The organism is Marinobacter litoralis (assembly GCF_003336705.1).
Taxonomy (GTDB): Bacteria; Pseudomonadota; Gammaproteobacteria; order Pseudomonadales; family Oleiphilaceae; genus Marinobacter; species Marinobacter litoralis.
Map to the genome: position 1 here is coordinate 204,154 of NZ_QMDL01000004.1, position 18,938 is coordinate 223,091.

General features: G+C 55.2%; 15 protein-coding genes and 3 tRNA genes. 7 read left to right on the forward strand and 11 right to left on the reverse strand.

Annotated elements, in window-relative coordinates:
- Positions 1-7 precede the first annotated feature (7 nt).
- Positions 8-544, forward strand: a complete 537-nt coding sequence (locus tag DOQ08_RS14420; protein ID WP_114335689.1) for a DUF2058 domain-containing protein — start codon at positions 8-10, stop codon at positions 542-544.
- A gap of 125 nt (positions 545-669) precedes the next feature.
- Here the strand turns inward: DOQ08_RS14420 and DOQ08_RS14425 are convergent.
- From DOQ08_RS14425 to alaS, 6 genes are all read right to left on the reverse strand, one after another.
- Positions 670-746: transfer RNA gene (locus DOQ08_RS14425), tRNA-Arg, on the reverse strand.
- Between the two features lie 21 nt (positions 747-767).
- Positions 768-844: transfer RNA gene (locus tag DOQ08_RS14430), tRNA-Arg, on the reverse strand.
- 60 nt (positions 845-904) lie between these two features.
- Positions 905-994, reverse strand: a tRNA-Ser gene (locus DOQ08_RS14435).
- A gap of 126 nt (positions 995-1,120) precedes the next feature.
- Positions 1,121-1,318, reverse strand: a complete 198-nt coding sequence (csrA, locus tag DOQ08_RS14440) for a carbon storage regulator CsrA (protein ID WP_114335690.1) — start codon at positions 1,316-1,318, stop codon at positions 1,121-1,123.
- A gap of 170 nt (positions 1,319-1,488) precedes the next feature.
- Positions 1,489-2,727, reverse strand: coding sequence for an aspartate kinase (locus DOQ08_RS14445; RefSeq protein ID WP_114335691.1), 1,239 nt, complete (start codon positions 2,725-2,727; stop codon positions 1,489-1,491).
- Between the two features lie 105 nt (positions 2,728-2,832).
- Entirely contained in the window at positions 2,833-5,463 is a 2,631-nt protein-coding gene (gene alaS / locus DOQ08_RS14450; protein ID WP_114335692.1) for an alanine--tRNA ligase, read from the reverse strand.
- A 141-nt stretch (positions 5,464-5,604) separates the two neighbouring features.
- On the opposite strand from alaS, the gene DOQ08_RS14455 reads away from it, so the two are divergent.
- Entirely contained in the window at positions 5,605-6,141 is a 537-nt protein-coding gene (locus DOQ08_RS14455) for an RDD family protein (RefSeq protein WP_114335693.1), read from the forward strand.
- A 17-nt stretch (positions 6,142-6,158) separates the two neighbouring features.
- Here the strand turns inward: DOQ08_RS14455 and lptG are convergent, their stop codons facing one another.
- Positions 6,159-7,220, reverse strand: coding sequence for an LPS export ABC transporter permease LptG (gene lptG, locus DOQ08_RS14460; protein ID WP_114335694.1), 1,062 nt, complete (start codon positions 7,218-7,220; stop codon positions 6,159-6,161).
- Positions 7,213-8,316 carry an LPS export ABC transporter permease LptF gene (gene lptF, locus DOQ08_RS14465; RefSeq protein ID WP_114335695.1) on the reverse strand — a complete coding sequence of 368 codons (1,104 nt, stop codon included), beginning with the start codon at positions 8,314-8,316 and terminating at the stop codon, positions 7,213-7,215. Before lptF ends, lptG begins: the two co-directional genes overlap by 8 nt.
- Before the next feature lie 219 nt (positions 8,317-8,535).
- Here lptF and DOQ08_RS14470 point away from each other — a divergent pair, with 219 nt between their 5' ends.
- From DOQ08_RS14470 to DOQ08_RS14490, 5 genes are all read left to right on the forward strand, one after another.
- Positions 8,536-10,026 carry a leucyl aminopeptidase gene (locus DOQ08_RS14470; RefSeq protein WP_114335696.1) on the forward strand — a complete coding sequence of 497 codons (1,491 nt, stop codon included), beginning with the start codon at positions 8,536-8,538 and terminating at the stop codon, positions 10,024-10,026.
- Positions 10,016-10,528 carry a DNA polymerase III subunit chi gene (locus DOQ08_RS14475; protein ID WP_114335697.1) on the forward strand — a complete coding sequence of 171 codons (513 nt, stop codon included), beginning with the start codon at positions 10,016-10,018 and terminating at the stop codon, positions 10,526-10,528. The genes DOQ08_RS14470 and DOQ08_RS14475 overlap by 11 nt, the downstream gene beginning before the upstream one ends.
- A gap of 345 nt (positions 10,529-10,873) precedes the next feature.
- The gene (locus tag DOQ08_RS14480; protein WP_114335698.1) at positions 10,874-13,726 is read left to right on the forward strand and encodes a valine--tRNA ligase; all 2,853 of its coding nucleotides are present in this window, start codon (positions 10,874-10,876) and stop codon (positions 13,724-13,726) included.
- A 4-nt stretch (positions 13,727-13,730) separates the two neighbouring features.
- On the forward strand, positions 13,731-14,624 hold the full coding sequence (locus tag DOQ08_RS14485; protein ID WP_114335699.1) for a ketopantoate reductase family protein: 894 nt from the start codon (positions 13,731-13,733) through the stop codon (positions 14,622-14,624).
- A gap of 18 nt (positions 14,625-14,642) precedes the next feature.
- A complete protein-coding gene (locus tag DOQ08_RS14490; protein WP_114335700.1) occupies positions 14,643-15,200 on the forward strand; it encodes a cob(I)yrinic acid a,c-diamide adenosyltransferase in 558 nt (185 codons plus the stop codon).
- A 36-nt stretch (positions 15,201-15,236) separates the two neighbouring features.
- Here DOQ08_RS14490 and DOQ08_RS14495 read toward each other — a convergent pair whose 3' ends face one another.
- The 3 genes from DOQ08_RS14495 to ampD all read right to left on the reverse strand — a co-directional run bounded on the left by DOQ08_RS14495 (position 15,237) and on the right by ampD (position 18,803).
- A complete protein-coding gene (locus DOQ08_RS14495; RefSeq protein WP_114335763.1) occupies positions 15,237-17,261 on the reverse strand; it encodes a methyl-accepting chemotaxis protein in 2,025 nt (674 codons plus the stop codon).
- A 99-nt stretch (positions 17,262-17,360) separates the two neighbouring features.
- The gene (locus DOQ08_RS14500; RefSeq protein WP_114335701.1) at positions 17,361-18,248 is read right to left on the reverse strand and encodes a histidine kinase; all 888 of its coding nucleotides are present in this window, start codon (positions 18,246-18,248) and stop codon (positions 17,361-17,363) included.
- Positions 18,249-18,254: 6 nt separating this feature from the next.
- Entirely contained in the window at positions 18,255-18,803 is a 549-nt protein-coding gene (ampD, locus tag DOQ08_RS14505) for a 1,6-anhydro-N-acetylmuramyl-L-alanine amidase AmpD (RefSeq protein ID WP_206074877.1), read from the reverse strand.
- Positions 18,804-18,938: the final 135 nt, after the last annotated feature.

Sequence of the window (18,938 nt, forward strand, 5' to 3'; positions counted from 1 at the left end):
GTCACTGATGGCGTCTTTGCAGGACCAATTACTCAAGGCCGGGCTCGCCGACGAAAAAAAGGCCCGGACCATTCGCTCTGAGAAGCGTAAACAGCGCAAGCAACAGCCCAAGGGCGCAGCTCAGGTCAACGAAGTTGAAGAGCGTGCCCGTCAGGCGCGCCAAGAACAAGCCGAACGAGACAGGCAACTTAACCTTGAGCGCAAGAGGGAGGCCGACAAGAAAGCCATCCAGGCCCAAATTCGGCAATTGGTAGAGACCAACCGACTGGATCGCAGTCGAGGCGAAACGTCCTACCAGTTCGTGCACGAAAAAAAGATCAAAAAGATCTTTGTCGATAACCAGATGGTAGATCAACTATCGCGAGGCCGACTGGCCGTTGTGTTTGTGAACGGAGAGTATGAACTCGTTGCCGAAGGCGTAGCCCGAAAGATTATGGAGCGTGACGAATCGGCCGTAGTGGTTCTGCACGATCGCACAGCGGAAGATCAAGGCGATGACGATCCGTATGCCGGCTATGAAATACCGGACGATCTTATGTGGTAGTAGAAACAAAAAAACCGCTTCACAACGAAGCGGTTTTTTTTATTGAGCAACCGAAAAATTCGGGGCTGCAAATAGCAAAACGCCCCGGCCGTGGGTTACACAATCCGGGGCGTTCCACTTTAATATGGCGCGGCTGGGAGGATTCGAACCTCCGACCGCCTGGTTCGTAGCCAGGTACTCTATCCAGCTGAGCTACAGCCGCTAAAAACTTGTTTGCGAAAAATGGCGCGGCTGGGAGGATTCGAACCTCCGACCGCCTGGTTCGTAGCCAGGTACTCTATCCAGCTGAGCTACAGCCGCACATCTCGTCGCATGTGGTTGAAAGCAACTTCAACCTGTTCTCACTCTCCCGAAAGAAAATGGCGGAGAGGGAGGGATTCGAACCCTCGGTACGATTGCTCGTACGGTTCCTTAGCAGGGAACTGGTTTCAGCCACTCACCCACCTCTCCTTGAGAACGGTGCGTATACTACCACAACTTTTCTGTTTTCATAGGGTTGACACGATATTTTTCTAATCAATTTGCCCTAAAAGTAAAAAAGCCGCTCAAGTTACCCCTGAACGGCTTTTTATCTGATCAACTATTACCCGGCTCGGGCTCATCGGAGCCTTTCTCGGTCTGTATACGTTGATAGATTTCTTCACGGTGAACCGCTACGTCTTTCGGGGCATTTACCCCGATACGAACCTGATTCCCCTTCACTCCCAGAACGGTAACGGTTACTTCGTCACCGATCATCAGAGTTTCGCCAACTCGGCGGGTTAAAATAAGCATGCTCCATACTCCCTATTGCAAAGCTACCTGTTCCGACTGTCACTACTTTTTACTTATTGCTTTTATAATGGGATCACCTATCAAACTATAGACGCAATAACACTTATGCCAAAATAGTTCTTGATAGAAATTACTAATGACCCCGAGAAATACCTATCGGCATCCTGCCTTTAAGCGTTCTCGTCTACCCCGACGCTTTCCAGCCCGAACGTACTGTGCAGTGCACGAACGGCCAACTCGAGATACTTTTCATCGATCACCACCGAAACCTTGATTTCGGACGTGGAGATCATCTGAATATTAATACCTTCTTTAGATAACGCCTCAAACATTTGAGTAGCAACACCGGCGTGAGAGCGCATGCCAACACCAACGATGCTCACTTTGGCAATCTTGCTGTCACCAATGACTTCACCCGCACCAATTTCGTCTGAGATACGGCGCAAAATGTCTTGAGCTCGCTTCAAGTCAGGACGGTTCACGGTGAACGTGAAAGCGGTCTTATTATCCTGACCAACGTTCTGAACAATCATATCGACTTCGATGTTGGCATCACTGATTGGCTTCAGGATACTCAGCGCACTGCCCGGGGTATCCGGCACGCCGGAAATGGTCAGCTTGGCTTCATCACGATTAAAAGCAATGCCGGAAACAACCGGTTGTTCCATGGCTGTATCATCCTCAAAAGTGATCAGGGTTCCCTCGCCTTCTACGAAGCTGGAAAGCACCCTTAACGGAACGTTGTATTTACCTGCGAACTCGACGGCACGGATCTGGAGAACTTTGGACCCCAGACTCGCCATTTCGAGCATTTCTTCAAATGTAATACGATCCAAACGGCGCGCACTGTCAACAACTCGCGGATCGGTCGTATAAACACCGTCTACATCGGTGTAGATCTGGCACTCGTCTGCCTTCAACGCTGCAGCCAGTGCAACGGCAGTGGTGTCGGAACCGCCGCGGCCGAGCGTGGTGATGTTTCCGTGCTCGTCCACACCCTGGAACCCTGCCACCACGATCACGCGCCCAGCATCCAGATCTTCCTGCATGCGATGTGCATCGATGTCTCTGATTCGAGCTTTATTGTGGCTGTTGTCCGTCAAAATTCGAACCTGACCGCCCGTATAAGAACGAGCATCGCAGCCACGCTTTTGAAGTGCCATGGACAGCAGGGCAATCGTGACCTGCTCACCGGTAGAAACCAGCACATCCATTTCCCGCGGCGTAGGTTCTTCCATAATGTCATTGGCCAACGCAATCAGGCGATTCGTCTCGCCACTCATTGCCGATACCACGACCACGACATCATGCCCTTCACTACGGAACCGACAGACCTTGTCGGCTACCGCCTCAATCCGCTCGGTTGTCCCGACGGATGTACCACCAAATTTTTGAACCAACAGAGCCATGTTTTACCAAACTCCGAACCGGGGACCCAAAGCGAAGCCATCTGGCCCCGCCACCGTATTAAGCGGGCGGATTATAAACCCGAGCCCGCTTTGGAAAACAGCGAATTACTGGATATTTCCTTCAACCCAGGCAGGCACACCCGCCAGAGCATCCGCCAGTTTCGACGCATCATTACCACCGCCCTGAGCCATGTCCGGGCGACCACCGCCTTTGCCGTCAACCTGGGCGCACAAATGCTTCATCAAATCGCCGGCTTTAACCTTGCCTGTTGCCGATTTGGTAACGCCCGCAACCAACACCACTTTGCCACCTTCGATGGTAGCCAGCACAACCACACCTTCACCCAACTTGTTCTTAAGCTGGTCAGCGGTTTCCATCAGAGACTTGCGATCCGCACCATCCATCTGGGCCGCTACCACTTTAAGGTCACCCACCTGCACAGCCGAAGCCGCCAGGTCACTACCGGCCGAACTGGCCAGTTTCGCCTTCATAGCGGAGATTTCTTTTTCCAGCTGACGGTTGCGATCCAGTGTTTGCTGAACTTTGTCTACCACGGTTTCCCGAGTCGCCTTCACAAGCTTGGCGGTTTCGCGCAGGGTATTCACGGTTTCATCTACCCACGCCAATGCACCAAAACCAGTGACTGCCTCAATACGACGAACACCGGATGAGATGCCGCTTTCGGAAGTGATCCGCATCATGCCGATATCGCCCGTTCGAGACACGTGCGTACCGCCACAAAGTTCCACAGAATAGCGATCAGAACCCATGCTCAATACACGGACCACATCACCGTATTTCTCGCCAAACAGAGCCATAGCCCCTTTTTCCTGCGCCGTTTCCATGTCTGTGACATCTATTTCAACCGGCGTATTCTGAAGCACCTGTTCGTTCACCTGACGCTCAATCTCTTTGAGCTGCTCAGGGGTAACCGCTTCAAAATGGGAAAAGTCGAAACGCAGCTTGTCAGGATCAACCAGTGAACCCTTCTGGTTTACATGCTCACCCAAAACCTTGCGCAAAGCCGCGTGCAGCAAGTGCGTAGCAGAGTGGTTGCGCTTGGTGCGCTCACGACGTTCATGATCAATGCGGGCATCTACCTCTTGCCCAGCAGTTAGCTCGCCTTCGATCAGCGTGCCCACGTGCAAGTGGTTATCCCCGTCTTTACGGGTATCCGCCACTTCAAAGCGACCGCCATTCCAAGTCAGCAGTCCGGTATCACCCACCTGGCCGCCCGATTCGGCGTAAAACGGTGTACGCTCAAGTACGACCACACAATCGTCACCCGCCACAGCTTTACGCTCTTCGCCATTCACCAGCACCAAGCGGACGCGCTCTTTGCCGTCGATATGGTCGTAACCGGTGAACTCGGTTTCGCCCTCAATGCTTAGGCCTTCCGCGTTGTAATCAATGCCGAACTTACTGGCCGCCCGGGCGCGTTCGCGCTGAGCTTCCATCGCCTTTTCATATCCGGCGTAGTCCAGAGTCAAACCACGCTCACGAGCGATGTCGTTGGTCAGGTCTACCGGGAAACCGTAGGTGTCATACAGCGTGAATACGGTTTCACCAGGAATCTCATTGCCTTTCAGGTCGGCAATGTCCTGCTCAAGCAAACGCAGGCCTTTATCCAGCGTTTTGGCAAACTGTTCTTCTTCCTGCAACAGTACTTTTTCGATCTGCTTGAGACTGCTGACCAGTTGCGGGAAGGCTTCGCCCATCAAGTCCGCCAGAGGCTTGGCCAGCTTATGGAAGAAGGGCCCGTTCGCTCCCAACTTGTTGCCGTGGCGCGCAGCACGTCGAATGATCCGGCGCAGCACAAAACCTCGACCTTCATTGGACGGCATAACGCCATCTGCAATCAGGAACGAGCAGGAGCGAATGTGGTCCGCCACAACGCGCAGAGAGGCTTCGGTCGTTGCTGCACCGCCGAGAATTTCAGAGGCCGCTTTTAACAGATCCTGGAACAAATCAATTTCGTAGTTGCTGTGCACGCCCTGCAATACCGCCGCGATGCGCTCAAGGCCCATACCAGTATCCACGGAAGGCTTAGGCAGGTTCAGCATTTCACCATCAGCAGTACGGTTGTACTGCATGAACACCACGTTCCAGATTTCAATGTAACGGTCGCCGTCTTCTTCCGGGCTACCGGGAGGGCCACCGGCCACATCCGGCCCGTGATCAAAGAAGATTTCGGTACAAGGGCCGCAAGGACCGGTATCGCCCATCTGCCAGAAGTTATCCGACGCGTAGCGGCCACCCTTATTATCGCCAATACGAACAATACGCTCGCCAGGAACGCCCACTTCTTTGTTCCAGATATCGAAGGCTTCATCGTCTTCCGCGTAGACCGTCACCCACAACTTCTCGGTTGGCAGGTTCAGCCATTTCTCACCGGTCAGAAAGGTCCAGGCAAAATTGATGGCTTCACGCTTGAAGTAATCACCAAAACTGAAGTTGCCCAGCATTTCGAAAAAGGTGTGGTGACGCGCGGTATAGCCCACGTTTTCCAAGTCGTTGTGCTTGCCGCCGGCGCGCACACACTTCTGGGTAGAAGTCGCCCGAGTGTAGTCGCGCTCTTCCCGACCAAGGAAGGTATCCTTGAACTGGTTCATACCCGCGTTGGTAAACAGCAGTGTTGGATCATCCGCTGGAACCAGCGAACTGCTTGGAACAATGGCGTGACCTTGCTGTTTGAAATAATCGAGGAACGTCTGTCGCAACTCTGCGGTTTTCATAGCCCTTTGATACCTTTCCAGAAACCCGCCGATTAGCCGGCAGGTCCGCGATTGAAATACGAATACTTACATGCGTGTGCAAATCCGCTACTCTAGCACACGCCGAGAACATGAAAAACGTGAAACCTCATAGGAGACCCCATGCCCCGCCGCTTCCACGACGCCGAGGAACTACTACCGCCAGCCACAGCATTAAAGCGGGCATTGGCCATTATCTACGACGGCCTAATCAGCATTGCCGTGTTATTGGTAGCCACCTGGGTCTACACCATGGTTGCCGGTTGGATAACAGGCTGGGATACCTACGAACAAATGGCAGAAGCCGGCCAGCTCTCCGGAGACCCCGGGCTGACGTTTGTCCTGTTCCTTGTTCTATATCTGTTCTTTGCTTATTTCTGGACTCGCGCCGGCCAGACGCTGGGCATGCAGGTTTGGCGGGTACGCATCGAAAATCTTGACGGCACATCGGTGAGCTGGACCCAATCGCTACTCCGCTACGGAACCGCCTCCGCTGTGGTTTTTCTGGCGATGCTCGGCGGTCATTATCTCGGCGCAGTCACATTGCTACTCACCGTACCGGCCATCATCGCGCTGTTTTACCCGATCAACGGCCTGTCGGTCACCGACCGCGTTTCCAACAGCGTTGTTGTGGCACTGCCCAAACCCACGAAGAAATAACCGAGCTCAGGGCCGGCCTAGCCGGCCCTTCTCATTAACACCGCTCCCACCGCGGCATTGATAAGAATCGGTGCCAGCACCGCAATCATCGGGTTGAACCCGTAAACCATACTCATCGGCCCAAGCAGGTCCTGCATATACTTAAACAGCAGGCCCACCAACAAGCCCGTAAACACCCGGAACCCCATGGTGACAGAACGAAGCGGGCCAAATACAAACGAAATGGCCACAAGCACCATCACCGCAGTCCCCAGCGGCATCAACGCCTTTTTCCAGAACGCCAACCAGTATTGTGCGGCGGTCAGCCCCTGCTCACCCAAATAACGGGCGTAGGTGAACAAGCCTGTCATCGAAAGATTTTCTGGCTTCACAATCAGCACACTAAGCACTTCAGGTGACAGCCCGGTCTCCCAGCGCAGTGACGCTTGCTCATCACGCACAGTGCGCTCACCCTCCATACGAGTTGTGACCACATTTTCAAGAATCCAGTGATCGCCGTGGAAAGCTGCCTTCTCTGCGAAGCTCGATTGGGCCAACTGCCGGTCATCATCAAACTCGAACAGGGAAACCCCCACCACGACACCATCCGGCTGCACGGCATTGAGGTGCATAAAGGTGTTACCTTCACGATGCCAAACCCCGTGAGCTTCCGCCACATTCTTACCAGCACCCAGCGCTACAGCTTTATCACTTTGAGCGATACGCTCAGTGGTCGGAGCCACATATTCGCCAATGAACACACCCAACAGAACCACAATCAGTGCCGGTTTCATCGCCGACCATACGATGCGTTTCAATGACACACCTGCAGCACGTATAACCGTCAATTCTGACGAGCTGGCCATGGTTCCCAGCCCCACCAGGCACCCCATAAACGCCCCCAAAGGCAGGTAGTCATAAATGCGGCGAGGCAACGTCAGCGCTACGTACCAAAGCGCTTCCATGGTTTGGTAACCATTACGGGTATCTTCAAGCTCGGCGATGAACGCGAAAATCAAATCCAGTGACAACACCACAACCATCACAAGGAACATGGCGCCGCCCACAGTACTCATTACGTAATTGTCGATCTTACGCATGGGCATTCGCCTCCTTTTCAAGACGGCGGCGATTCAGCCAAGCAGGCCCGAATTGCAGCCACAAGCCCAGCGACAAGAAGATCGCATGAACCCACAGCATGCCTAGCCACTCAGGAACCTTGCCATCGGCCAGCGCATCCCGCGCAACGATCAGCAAACCAAGATAGGTGATGTACACCAGCATCGCAGGCAGCAAATGAAAGAACCGCCCCTGCCGCGGGTTAACCCGGCTCAGGCGCACCGCCAGCAGCGTGATAATGGGCACAATCAACGGCAGAGAAATGCGCCAGTGCAGCAGCGCCCGATCTTCGGGATCATCCGAGTACCAGAGATCGAGCGTTGAAATACCTTCTTCCAGCTCTTTCGTTCCAGCTTCACCACTCTGGATTTTCAAACCGTAGGCTTCAAAGAGCGTCACGTTGTGATCGAGCTGGCCTGGCACCCCTTGAAAGCGCCCGCCATCTTCAAGAATCAAAAACCGGCTACCGGTTTCCTCATCGATCAGCTGGGAGCCGGTCTCTGCCGTAATCAGCGTTATGCCCTCTCCATCGCGGCCGTATTCCGCAATAAACACGCCTTGCAGCTGACGCTTGTCGTCGCTCAGAGCTTCGGTATAAGTAACCCGGGTGCCCGAGGTGAAATCCTGAAACCGGCCAGGTGCCAGCATCTCAAATTCAGTGGCCTTACGCTGCTCATTGAAAATCTGCTCGACCTGCTTCATCCCCCAAGGCGATACGTAGAGACTCATTGCACCAACCACGATCATGACCGGCAAAGCGCCGAGCAGAGTTTTCGCCAGCAACTGGCGTTCGCTCACGCCACAGGCAAACAGCACCGTCATCTCGCTTTCCAGATACATGCGGCCGTAAGCCAGCAAAATGCCAATAAACAAACCCAACGGCAGAATCAGCTCAAGAAAGCCCGGAAACCGATAACCCATGATGGCAAACAAGACGCCCGCAGCGATTTCGCCCTCTGCGGCACTGCCTAAATACTTGATGAACCGGCCACTCATGAAAACCAGCAACAGAATGCCGGAAACGGCGAACATGCTCACCATGATCTGGCGAATGAGGTAACGGAAAATGATAGTCAAATCAGTCTCTCTGGTGGCGCCCGGTTAGAAGATGGTGGATACAGGAAACTGCGCGTATTCTATGTAACCTTGCGGCCGAATGACAGTAAAGCGCTTATACATTAAAGCCATCTAAGCAATATAGGCCGTCAGCTTGATTATTCGAGGCTTAGCCCCAATCCTTGTGAACATGCAGAGCCGGACTCGGCCTCACACTCGAATCACACAACAGGAGTTGTCATGAATTTCAGCCTGAGCAGTAAAGCCATCACGGCGACCAACACCGACTGCCTCGTTATCGGATTGCCCGAAAATGGTGAATGGCCGGAAACCACCAAAGCAGCAGACCAGGCATTGGGAGGGCTGATCAAACAACTGGAACAAGCCGGCGACCTGACCGGCAAAAACGCCTCCGTCGCCACCTTGCCCCTGACTGAACAACCTTGGCAGCGTGTGATTGTCGTCGGCACAGGCAAAGATGATGAACGCAATTTGGCCAACTACCGTAAAGCGCTCATTGCCGCCGTCGGCGCCCTCAAAGACGGCCCGTCCAACAGTGCCTTCATTTGCCTGACCGACACCAAGATTCAAGGCCCGGAAGCTAGCGCTTCAGAAGACGCGCGCTTGAACCTGCTTGGCCGCACCCTGGAAGAGCAGCTTTACACCTTCACCGGCTTCAAGAGCGAGCAGCCTCCTGCCCGCAAACTGAACAAAGTCATCGCCCAAGCGTCTGACGCGGACCAGTCTCAGAAAGACGCCTTCAACCTGGGCCTCGCCACCGGCCGCGGCATGAACTACACCCGCGACCTGGGCAACACCCCGCCAAACGTTTGCCACCCGATATGGCTGGCAGAACAGGCGCAAACCATGGCCAAAGAGCACGACTGCATCAAAACCGAAGTGCTGGATGAAAAGCAGATGGCCGACATGGGCATGAACACCATCCTGGCCGTAGGCAAAGGCTCCACACAGCCTCCGCGCCTGATCGTCATGGAATACCGCGGCGGCAAAGCTGACGAAAAACCTTACGTACTGGTCGGTAAAGGCATCACCTTCGACAGCGGCGGCATCAGCCTCAAGCCCGGCGCCGGCATGGACGAAATGAAATACGACATGGGCGGCTCCGCCAGCGTATTCGGCACCATGAAAGTCTTGGCCGAAACCAAGCCCAGCATCAACGTAGTTGCCGTGATCGCAGCCGCTGAAAACATGCCCGACGGCTCCGCAACACGCCCGGGCGACATCGTCACCACCCTGAGCGGCCAGACCGTTGAAATCCTCAACACCGACGCCGAAGGCCGATTGGTACTGTGCGACGCCCTCACCTACGTGAAAAAGTTCGACCCTGAAACCGTCATCGACCTGGCCACCCTGACCGGCGCCTGCATCATCGCGCTGGGCCATCAGGCAACCGGCATGCTCGCCAACGACGACGAACTGGCCAACGAACTGCTGGCCGCCGGCGAAAAAACCGGCGACCGAGCCTGGCGCCTGCCCCTGTGGGACGAATACCAAAGCCAGCTCGACAGCAATTTCGCTGACATCGCCAACATCGGCGGCCGCCCGGCAGGCACCATCACAGCCGCCTGCTTCCTGTCCCGATTCACCAAAGAATACCGCTGGGCCCACCTGGACATCGCCGGCACGGCTTGGGACTCCGGCAAAGCCAAAGGCGCAACCGGCCGTCCGGTTCCCCTACTGGTCGACTACCTGATGTCCCATGCAGGGTAACAACCCAAGCAATCCCCCGGAGCCCGGCAGCCCAGCTGCCGGCACCTCCGGCCAGGATGCCAAAAACCAGCGCTACTGGTTCCACATCCTCGCCCAAAACACCCCAGCCGCCCGCAACCTCCACGCCGCCAAACTCGTGGACAAAGCCTGGCAGCAAGGCGACCGCGTGTGCGTGCTCTGCGAAAACCAGCAACAAGCGCAAGAACTCGATGACCTGCTCTGGAACTTCACCCCGGACGCCTTCATCCCCCACAGCATCGCAACCGACCCAGGCACCCCGTGCTCAGACCCGGTCGGCATCCTGCTCTACCCGCCGACCGCTGCCGACTGGGACACCGTCATCATCCTGTCTTCCACCCTGCCTGAACAGGCTGACCAATACCGAAGGCTGGCACTGGTTGCCCAAAACGACCCGGCGGTACTCAACCAAGCTCGCGGCCACTACAAACAGCTGCGAAAGCTGGGCATAGAAGCGCGGGTACACGACATGCGAAAACGCTGACTAACACGTTTGCCCATCAAAAGGCATACGGTCGCTCACGAATTTGCACGAACGTAGAAACCAAGCAAACTTATGCGTAGAAGCGAACCACTCTCAGTTTGAACTGCGGAGTTGGGACAGGCTTTCCAAAAATTTCGGAGGCCATGGATGGCCGGAGAGAAGCGCACATGGATGTGCTCGAAGCGGTTTTTGGAAAGCCTGTCCCAACTCCGCTAACCCCCAAACGAGCAGGCTACGAATATACGAACACCGGAGCCGAACGTTCGCCCGAACCAAGCCGACCATGTATAATCGCCGGTTTCGAACTTTCCCTCGTGAATCAACCAACGGTCACTGCAGAAACCCATGGAAAAAATCTACCAGCCAGAAAACATCGAGCGCCAGTGGTACGAAAACTGGGAATCCAAAGGGTACTTCCGCCCCAGCGGAGAAGGCCAGTCCTACAGCATCGCTATCCCGCCACCTAACGTGACCGGCAGCCTGCACATGGGCCACGCCTTCCAGCACACCATCATGGACACCCTCACCCGCTACAAGCGCATGCAGGGCAACAACACCGTCTGGACTGTCGGCACAGACCACGCTGGCATCGCCACCCAAATGGTCGTTGAGCGCAAACTCGCCGCCGAAGAAGGCAAAACCCGCCACGACCTCGGCCGGGACGAATTCATCAAACGCATCTGGGACTGGAAAGAAGAATCCGGCGGAACCATCACCCGCCAGATGCGCCGCCTTGGCAACTCCGTAGACTGGAGCAACGAACGCTTCACCATGGACGAAGGCTTCTACAAAGCCGTACAGGAAGTGTTCATCCGCCTGTACGAAGACGGCTTGGTATACCGCGGCAAGCGACTGGTCAACTGGGACCCGAAACTGCACACCGCCATCTCCGATCTTGAAGTGGAAAACAAAGAAGAAAAAGGCTTCTTCTGGCATCTGCGTTACCCACTGGCTGACGGCGCAACCACCCAAGACGGCAAAGACTACGTCGTGGTCGCCACCACCCGTCCCGAAACCATGCTCGGCGACACCGCCGTCGCCGTACACCCGGACGACGAACGCTACCAGCACCTGATCGGCAAGCACGTCATGCTGCCGCTGGTAAACCGCAGAATCCCGATTGTCGCCGACCACCACGCCGACCCGGAAAAAGGCTCCGGCTGCGTAAAAATCACCCCGGCCCACGACTTCAACGACTACGCCGTCGGTAAACGCAACAACCTGCCGATGATCAACGTCCTGACCCAAGACGCCAACATTCGCGAAGTCGCCGAAGTCTTCAACAGCGACGGCACCGAAAACAGCGAGATCGACGGCAGCATGCCAGCAACCTACGCTGGCCTGACCCGTGAAGCGGCCCGTAAGCAAATCGTTGCCGACATGGAAACTGCCGGCCTGGTACAACAGGTTGAAGACCATGTACTCAGCGTACCGCGCGGTGATCGTTCCGGCCTGATCATCGAGCCAATGCTCACCGACCAGTGGTTTGCCGACGCCAAAACACTGGCCAAACCAGCCATTGAAGCCGTAGAAGACGGCCGCATCCAGTTTGTGCCCAAGCAGTACGAAAACATGTACTTCTCCTGGATGCGCGACATCCAAGACTGGTGCATCTCACGCCAGCTGTGGTGGGGCCACCGGATTCCGGCCTGGTACGATGCCGAAGGCAACATCTACGTTGGCCGTAACGAAGACGAAGTGCGCAAGAAGCACAGCCTCGCCGCCGATCTGGAGCTGAAACAAGACGACGACGTACTGGACACCTGGTTCAGCTCCGCCCTGTGGACCTTCGGTACCTTGGGTTGGCCGGAAATCACCGAGCGCCTGAAAACCTTCCACCCGACCGACGTGCTGGTGACTGGTTTTGACATCATCTTCTTCTGGGTTGCCCGGATGATCATGATGACCATGCACTTCATGAAGAACGAAGACGGCACACCACAAGTGCCGTTCAAAACCGTTTACGTGACCGGCCTGATCCGCGACGAGCACGGCGACAAGATGTCCAAATCCAAGGGCAACGTCATCGACCCGCTAGACATGATCGACGGCATTGGCCTGGACGAGCTACTTGAAAAGCGTACCGGTAACCTGATGCAGCCAAAACTGGCTGAAAAGATTGGCAAACGCACCCAGAAAGAATTCCCGGAAGGCATCGCCGCTCACGGCACCGACGCCCTGCGCTTCACCCTTGCAGCCATGGCCACCACTGGCCGTGACATCAACTGGGATATGAAGCGCCTGGAAGGCTACCGCAACTTCTGTAACAAGCTTTGGAACGCTGCACGCTACGTGCTGATGAACACCGAAGGCGAAGACTGCGGCGTGAATGACGAGCCGGTAGAACTGTCTCTAGCTGATCGCTGGATCATCAGCGAATTGCAGCACTGCGAACAGGAAGTAATTCGTCATCTCGAGCAGTACCGCTTTGATCTGGCCGCCTACGCGCTGTACGAATTCATCTGGAACGAGTATTGCGACTGGTATCTGGAACTCGCCAAGCCCTGCCTGAGCGACGACAGCGGCAGCGCTGAAGCCAAGCGCGGCACACGCCGTACACTGGTTCGTGTTCTGGAATCGATCCTGCGCCTGGCGCACCCGATGATGCCGTACATCACCGAAGAAATCTGGCAGCGTATCGCTCCACTGGCCGGCAAGAGCGGCGACAGCATCATGCTACAGCCGTTCCCGCAGCCTGAAGAGAGCAAACAGGATGCCACCGCCAAAGCCGATATCGAGTGGGTGAAAGGCGTTATCGTTGCTGTCCGGAACATCCGCGGTGAAATGAACATTTCCCCGGGTAAGCCGGTACCGGTATTCCTGAAAGGCGGTAACAGCGAAGACGAACACCGCCTGAACGCCAACCGCCAGTTCCTGATGTCTTTGGCAAAGCTTGAGAAGCTGGAATGGCTGGGTTCAGAAAAGGCCCCCATGAGCGCCACTCAACTGGTTGGCGAAATGGAAGTTCTGGTCCCAATGGCCGGCTTGATCGACAAAGATGCCGAACTCAAGCGCTTGGACAAAGAGCTGGATCGACTGCAGAAAGAAATCAGCCGTGTTGAAGGCAAGTTGAGCAATGAAAAGTTCACTGCCAAGGCTCCGGCTGAAGTTATCGAGAAAGAGAAAGGCAAACTGCGCGATGCGCAAGGCAGCCTGCAGCGGTTGAGCGCACAGCGAGCCGAAATCGAGGCCATGTAAGAGCATGATTGCGATACTGGGAGCCGGCTCACTGGGCCGGCTTTGGGCCGCCAAACTGCCTGCCGGGCAGGTGGCCTTCGTGCCCCGCCCAGAGCAGTCTGTTGAACCACTCGCATACCACTTCCGGCCCCTTCAAGGGCCGGAAGTATCTGTCCAAATCCCCTGGCTAACCGACGTTCAATCGCCTTCCTTACTGGTCGTGACCACCAAAGCCGGCGACACTCTAAACGCTCTGACCCCGTTGCTATCCCAACTACCTGAAAGCACCCCGATCGTCTTGTTTCAAAACGGCCTTGGCAGCCAACAGCGTGTCGCCGAAACCTGGCCCCACCGCCCTATTCTTGCAGCTACAACGACGGAAGGTGCAAACCGCCCCGGAGACGGGCTGACCGTACACGCCGGGCAAGGTGAAACCTGGATAGGCGCTTTAACACCGGCAGGCGAAGCCCAACTTTCGAAAACGGTTTTCACGCTCGCCAAAAGCGGCTTGAGCATTCAGGCTGAATCCGACATTCTCAACAGGCTTTGGCAAAAGCTGGTCATCAACGCTGGCATCAATGCGTTCACCGCCATCCTGAACTGCCCGAACGGCGAGATTCTGAACCATTCATTTTACCAACAATGGATTGACCCTCTGTGCCACGAGATCAGCGAGTTGCTGTCCGCCAGCAGCCAACCCCCAAGGGCTCCCACGGCGTTAAGAGAGGCCATTGAGGCCGTAGCGCGCAAAACCGCAGCCAATACGTCCTCCATGCGCGCAGACAGATTGGCCGGGCGCCCCACGGAGATCGATTTCATTAACGGTTATCTGGCGCGCCTCGGAGCCAAACACGGCATCGACACACCGGTGAACCAGATGCTCATCAATCAAGTAAAACAACTGGACAGACCCTCTTAGACTAGGAGTGCAACCTATATGGGCAACCGCCTATCCAAGATTTATACCCGAACTGGCGATGACGGCACCACCGGCTTGGCAGACGGCAATCGCGTGGTTAAGAATGCCCTGCGGGTTGAGGCCATGGGCACCGTTGACGAACTTAACTGCCACATAGGCATGCTTGTCGAGACGTTACCGGCTGACGATGCGTTGGGGGAGCTATTCCGCCGTATCCAGCACCACCTGTTCGACATTGGCGGTGAGTTTGCAATTCCCGGCAGTGTGATGATTGGCGAAAAACACATCAGCTGGCTGGAGCAAGTGCTGGATGAACACAACGAAGATCTGCCCCCTCTGAAGAACTTCATCCTGCCCGGTGGATCTCCTTCTGCCGCCCAGTGTCATTTGGCCCGTGCGGTATGCCGCCGCGCCGAACGTATTGTGGTTGGCCTAAGCCAGGAAGAAGAAATCAATGCTGGTGCTCGCCAGTACCTGAACCGGCTTTCCGATCTGTTGTTCGTAGTATCTCGGGTATTAGCCCGCAGAGAAGGCGCTAAAGAAATTCTTTGGGAACAAAAAAAATCCGGCCTATGAGGGCCGGATTTCAATAACCGCCAATTAGCGACTGCCTCAGACCTTGAACGTCTCAACCAGCTTTTGGAGTGATGCGGTCAGGTCTGACATTTGGCGAGAAGAGTCTAGCGTCTCCTGCGCGTTTTCTGCCGTGCTCTGTCCCAACTCACCGATGCTTTCAACGTTAGCATTCACGTTCTTCGCCACTGCGGACTGCTCTTCAGCCGCTTGGGCAATCTGGTGACTCATATCCACGATTTCTGAAATACCGTTCGCGATGCTATCCAGCGCTTGAGTCACTTCCGTAGACTTTTGAACGGTCAGCTCCGTTGCACCATGGCTGCTGGTCATGGCCGATACCGCTTCTTTCACACCGCCCTGCAAGCGGGAAATCATGTCTTCGATTTCCTCAGTGGACTTGTGTGTACGCTGCGACAACGAACGCACCTCGTCAGCGACGACCGCAAAACCGCGACCGTATTCGCCAGCACGCGCGGCCTCAATAGCAGCGTTAAGCGCAAGCAGGTTGGTTTGCTCCGCGATGGCTTTGATTTCAACCAGAACCTGACTGATATTATCGCTGTCTTTATTGACCCGGTTGATCACCTCCATCGCGCCCGCTATTTCACTAGCCAGCTTGTGAATGGTCTCAACCGTACCCGCAACCACCTGTCGGCCGGTTTCGGTATCGCGCTCAGCGCTACCGGCACTGTCAGCCACTCTATGGGCACTTTCAGTCACTTCATTGACCGCTTCCACCATCTGCCCCATGGCTTCGTTGATCTGACTACTCTCATCCATCTGGCGCGCTACAGCTTCACTGTTCGCAGCCGCCGTATCATTAACTCTGACAGCCTGCAGTCCGACATCGGCGGTGGTAGCGCTGACCGACCGAATCAATTCGGCAATCTTGTCCGTCATGTTGTTGAACTCGGAGGTCAGCTCGCCCAACTCATCGCGATTGGACAGTTCGATATGGGTGGTCATATCACCGGCAGCCACGCTTCTGGCGGCGGTGCTGAACCGATTAATGGCAACCCTAACCGACATAAAGAAGCCGATGTACAAATACACGACAACCAGCATCACCGCGATCAATGACACGACAATGGTGGCGCGCTGACGAGTTTCGCTCGCTAAACGGCGCTCTAAATTAGCCCCCACCGTTTCGAAGATTGTCTCGGTCAGGGCATCGAAATGTTCAATTTGGGCCGTAACGGTCGAATCGTACTGTTGCCAGGGTGTTTCCAGTCGCATTGGCGTAATCACTTTCGCGTCCAGTGCGTCCCTGACAACCAGCAGACTTCCGTCCACGCGCGGCAGAGCAGAAGATTCCGCAAGTTCAGAGGAGGTGTCTTTCGCAACAACCAAACTAGGGGAAAGCAGAGAGCTTCGATTGGTTAAACGATCGAAGATTTCGTTGAGATTCTCGCTCATCGCGTAGCCCACTTGGCCATCTACCAACGAGAAAATACCGTAAGAGCGGGCGCCGCCAATAGCGTTAAGAGCATCCGGGAACACATCCCGCACCAATCCCAGCAACAACTGATTTTCACGGGACGCATCCTGCCCCAAGCCCGACACTTCCATCGTCGCGGGCAACACCGCCAAGACTTTCTGCACAAATTCCTGATAAAACTTGTACTGCGTGTCCATACTGCCCTGATAGCTATTGCTCTTGAGAAGCGAACGCCAATCATTTTGTAACGCGAGAATTTGTTCCTGCCAGCTACCTGTTAGGTCGAAAGAACGGCGTGGCTCAGCCAAATCGGCAAGCAATTCGTCAATTCTCTCTACAGCACGATCGGCTTTTTCAGCCAGAGCGGGGTCTTCCTTGATAATAGCGGGAGCCTTGTAGTCACGAAAATCCATCGCCGCAGCCAACAGCCGATCAGCGGTCTGGAGTTCCACCAACCCGTCGATGCTCCGGTTCATGGTTTGTACGGATTGGTTGAGGCCAGAAATAACCAGCCAGGATAGCACCAGAATAGGGCCAAGAAAGAGAATGCTGATGAGGCTGAACTTATACACCATCGGCAGTCGGTTCATTAACGCAATCGCTGGATTAATTATGTAGTTCAAAGCGCCCTCGCCCAGATTCGAACATCGAACCATGAATGTTATTTTTTTGATTTTCACCTACAGCTGGAACCTTTTAATCGCTCCAAAGTGGTATTGGACTTAAACCACGCCTGCAATGACCAGCAATGCAATGACACAGATCCAAACCAACATACTGCGGTTCAACAAATCCCTGATGGCGATCAGACTGCGGCCACCGAAACGCGGCCAGTCTTCCGGATGCAAATCCGAGAATCGTTCAGGATCAAGTGCATAACCGGTTAACGACCCGTTGGCGGAAATCATTAGCACTTCTGTCGTCGTTTTTTGCAGGCCGGGCACAACTTGCCTGATTTTTCGGGACCACCCCGACAAATCCCCCGCCACCCCGAACGTGCAGGCCAGAAGTCTTGCCGGGAGCCAACCAATCCAGTCTGCCGTTTTGCGATACTTTGGCCGCGCACCGGCCTGAGGCCAATGCTCCGCCAACGCCAGTGCACCACGCGCCAGAACGGCCGCGCCTATGCCCCCAACGACATACCAGAACACCACCAGAAAAAAACGGTCAAAGACGGTGAGAATAAGGGCCTTCGAGACTGACAAGTGCATCGTTTCGGGAGATAAAGCCGCTCCCCTCTCGTCAGCGGGCAGCCGGTCTTTAACGTGATGCCATGCCCCTTGCATATCACCTCGACCCCAGGCTTCGGAATAGGCCCGAAGAGACGCCTGCCAACCCGGTACGCCCATCAGAATAACAAGCAGCACCATCTCCAGCGGATAGAGCGCAAGCCGAAACCCGAGTTGTTCTGCCAGTACCGTTAATACCACCAAGCAAGTTGCGGGCAATATCACCAGCAGATACCCCTTTACCAAAGAATGCTCGTGCCCTGCCTTGCTTGTTGCCCCTTGTTGAAACCAGAGGCGCCAAAAACCATCGCTACTCATCGCCTCTCGCCGGTCCAGCTTTCGGCGTATCACATACGCCAACAGAAAAATCACTAAAACCATTGAGTTTTACTCCGACTCACACACAAGGCTTTGAAAGTATGGCCATTGAAAAGCTGGCCCTGGATCAGTCTTTCGACCCGGAGCGATATCGCTGTGCCCGGTGATTCGGTCGGGGGATACAGCAGGCCAAGCAGCCATCGTCAAGCGAGCAAGGCGCGCCAGTGTTTGATATTGCTTCTCGGTGTATGGAATGTCATCAGCACCTTCCAGCTCGATCCCAATCGCGAAGTCATTACACTCTTCCTCATCGCCAAAGCAGGACCTGCCAGCGTGCCAGGCGCGATCAAGGCAGCTGACAAACTGCACAACCGATCCATCCCGTTTTACCAATGCGTGCGCTGACACCTGCATATCGGCGATTTCGGCAAAGTACGGGTGAGCCTGTCGGTCAAGACGGTTACAAAAAAAGTCTTCAATGTAGGGGCCGCCAAACTGCCCGGGAGGCAGGCTGATGTTATGCACTACCAGCAAAGTGATCTCGGCGTCGTCAGGCCGAGCACCAAAGTTGGGCGAAGGACACCAGCGGCTATCAGGGTAACGCCCGGTCGATCGCAAGACGTTGACCTGCCGAGAAAATTCAGCGGGGGAAATAGGCGGATCAATAAGATCAGATCGTGTGTTTGGCAAGGCTCATCCGTAGGTGCAATGAGTGATTCAAGTCGTTTGATTGAATCACAAAGCGCCCACAGA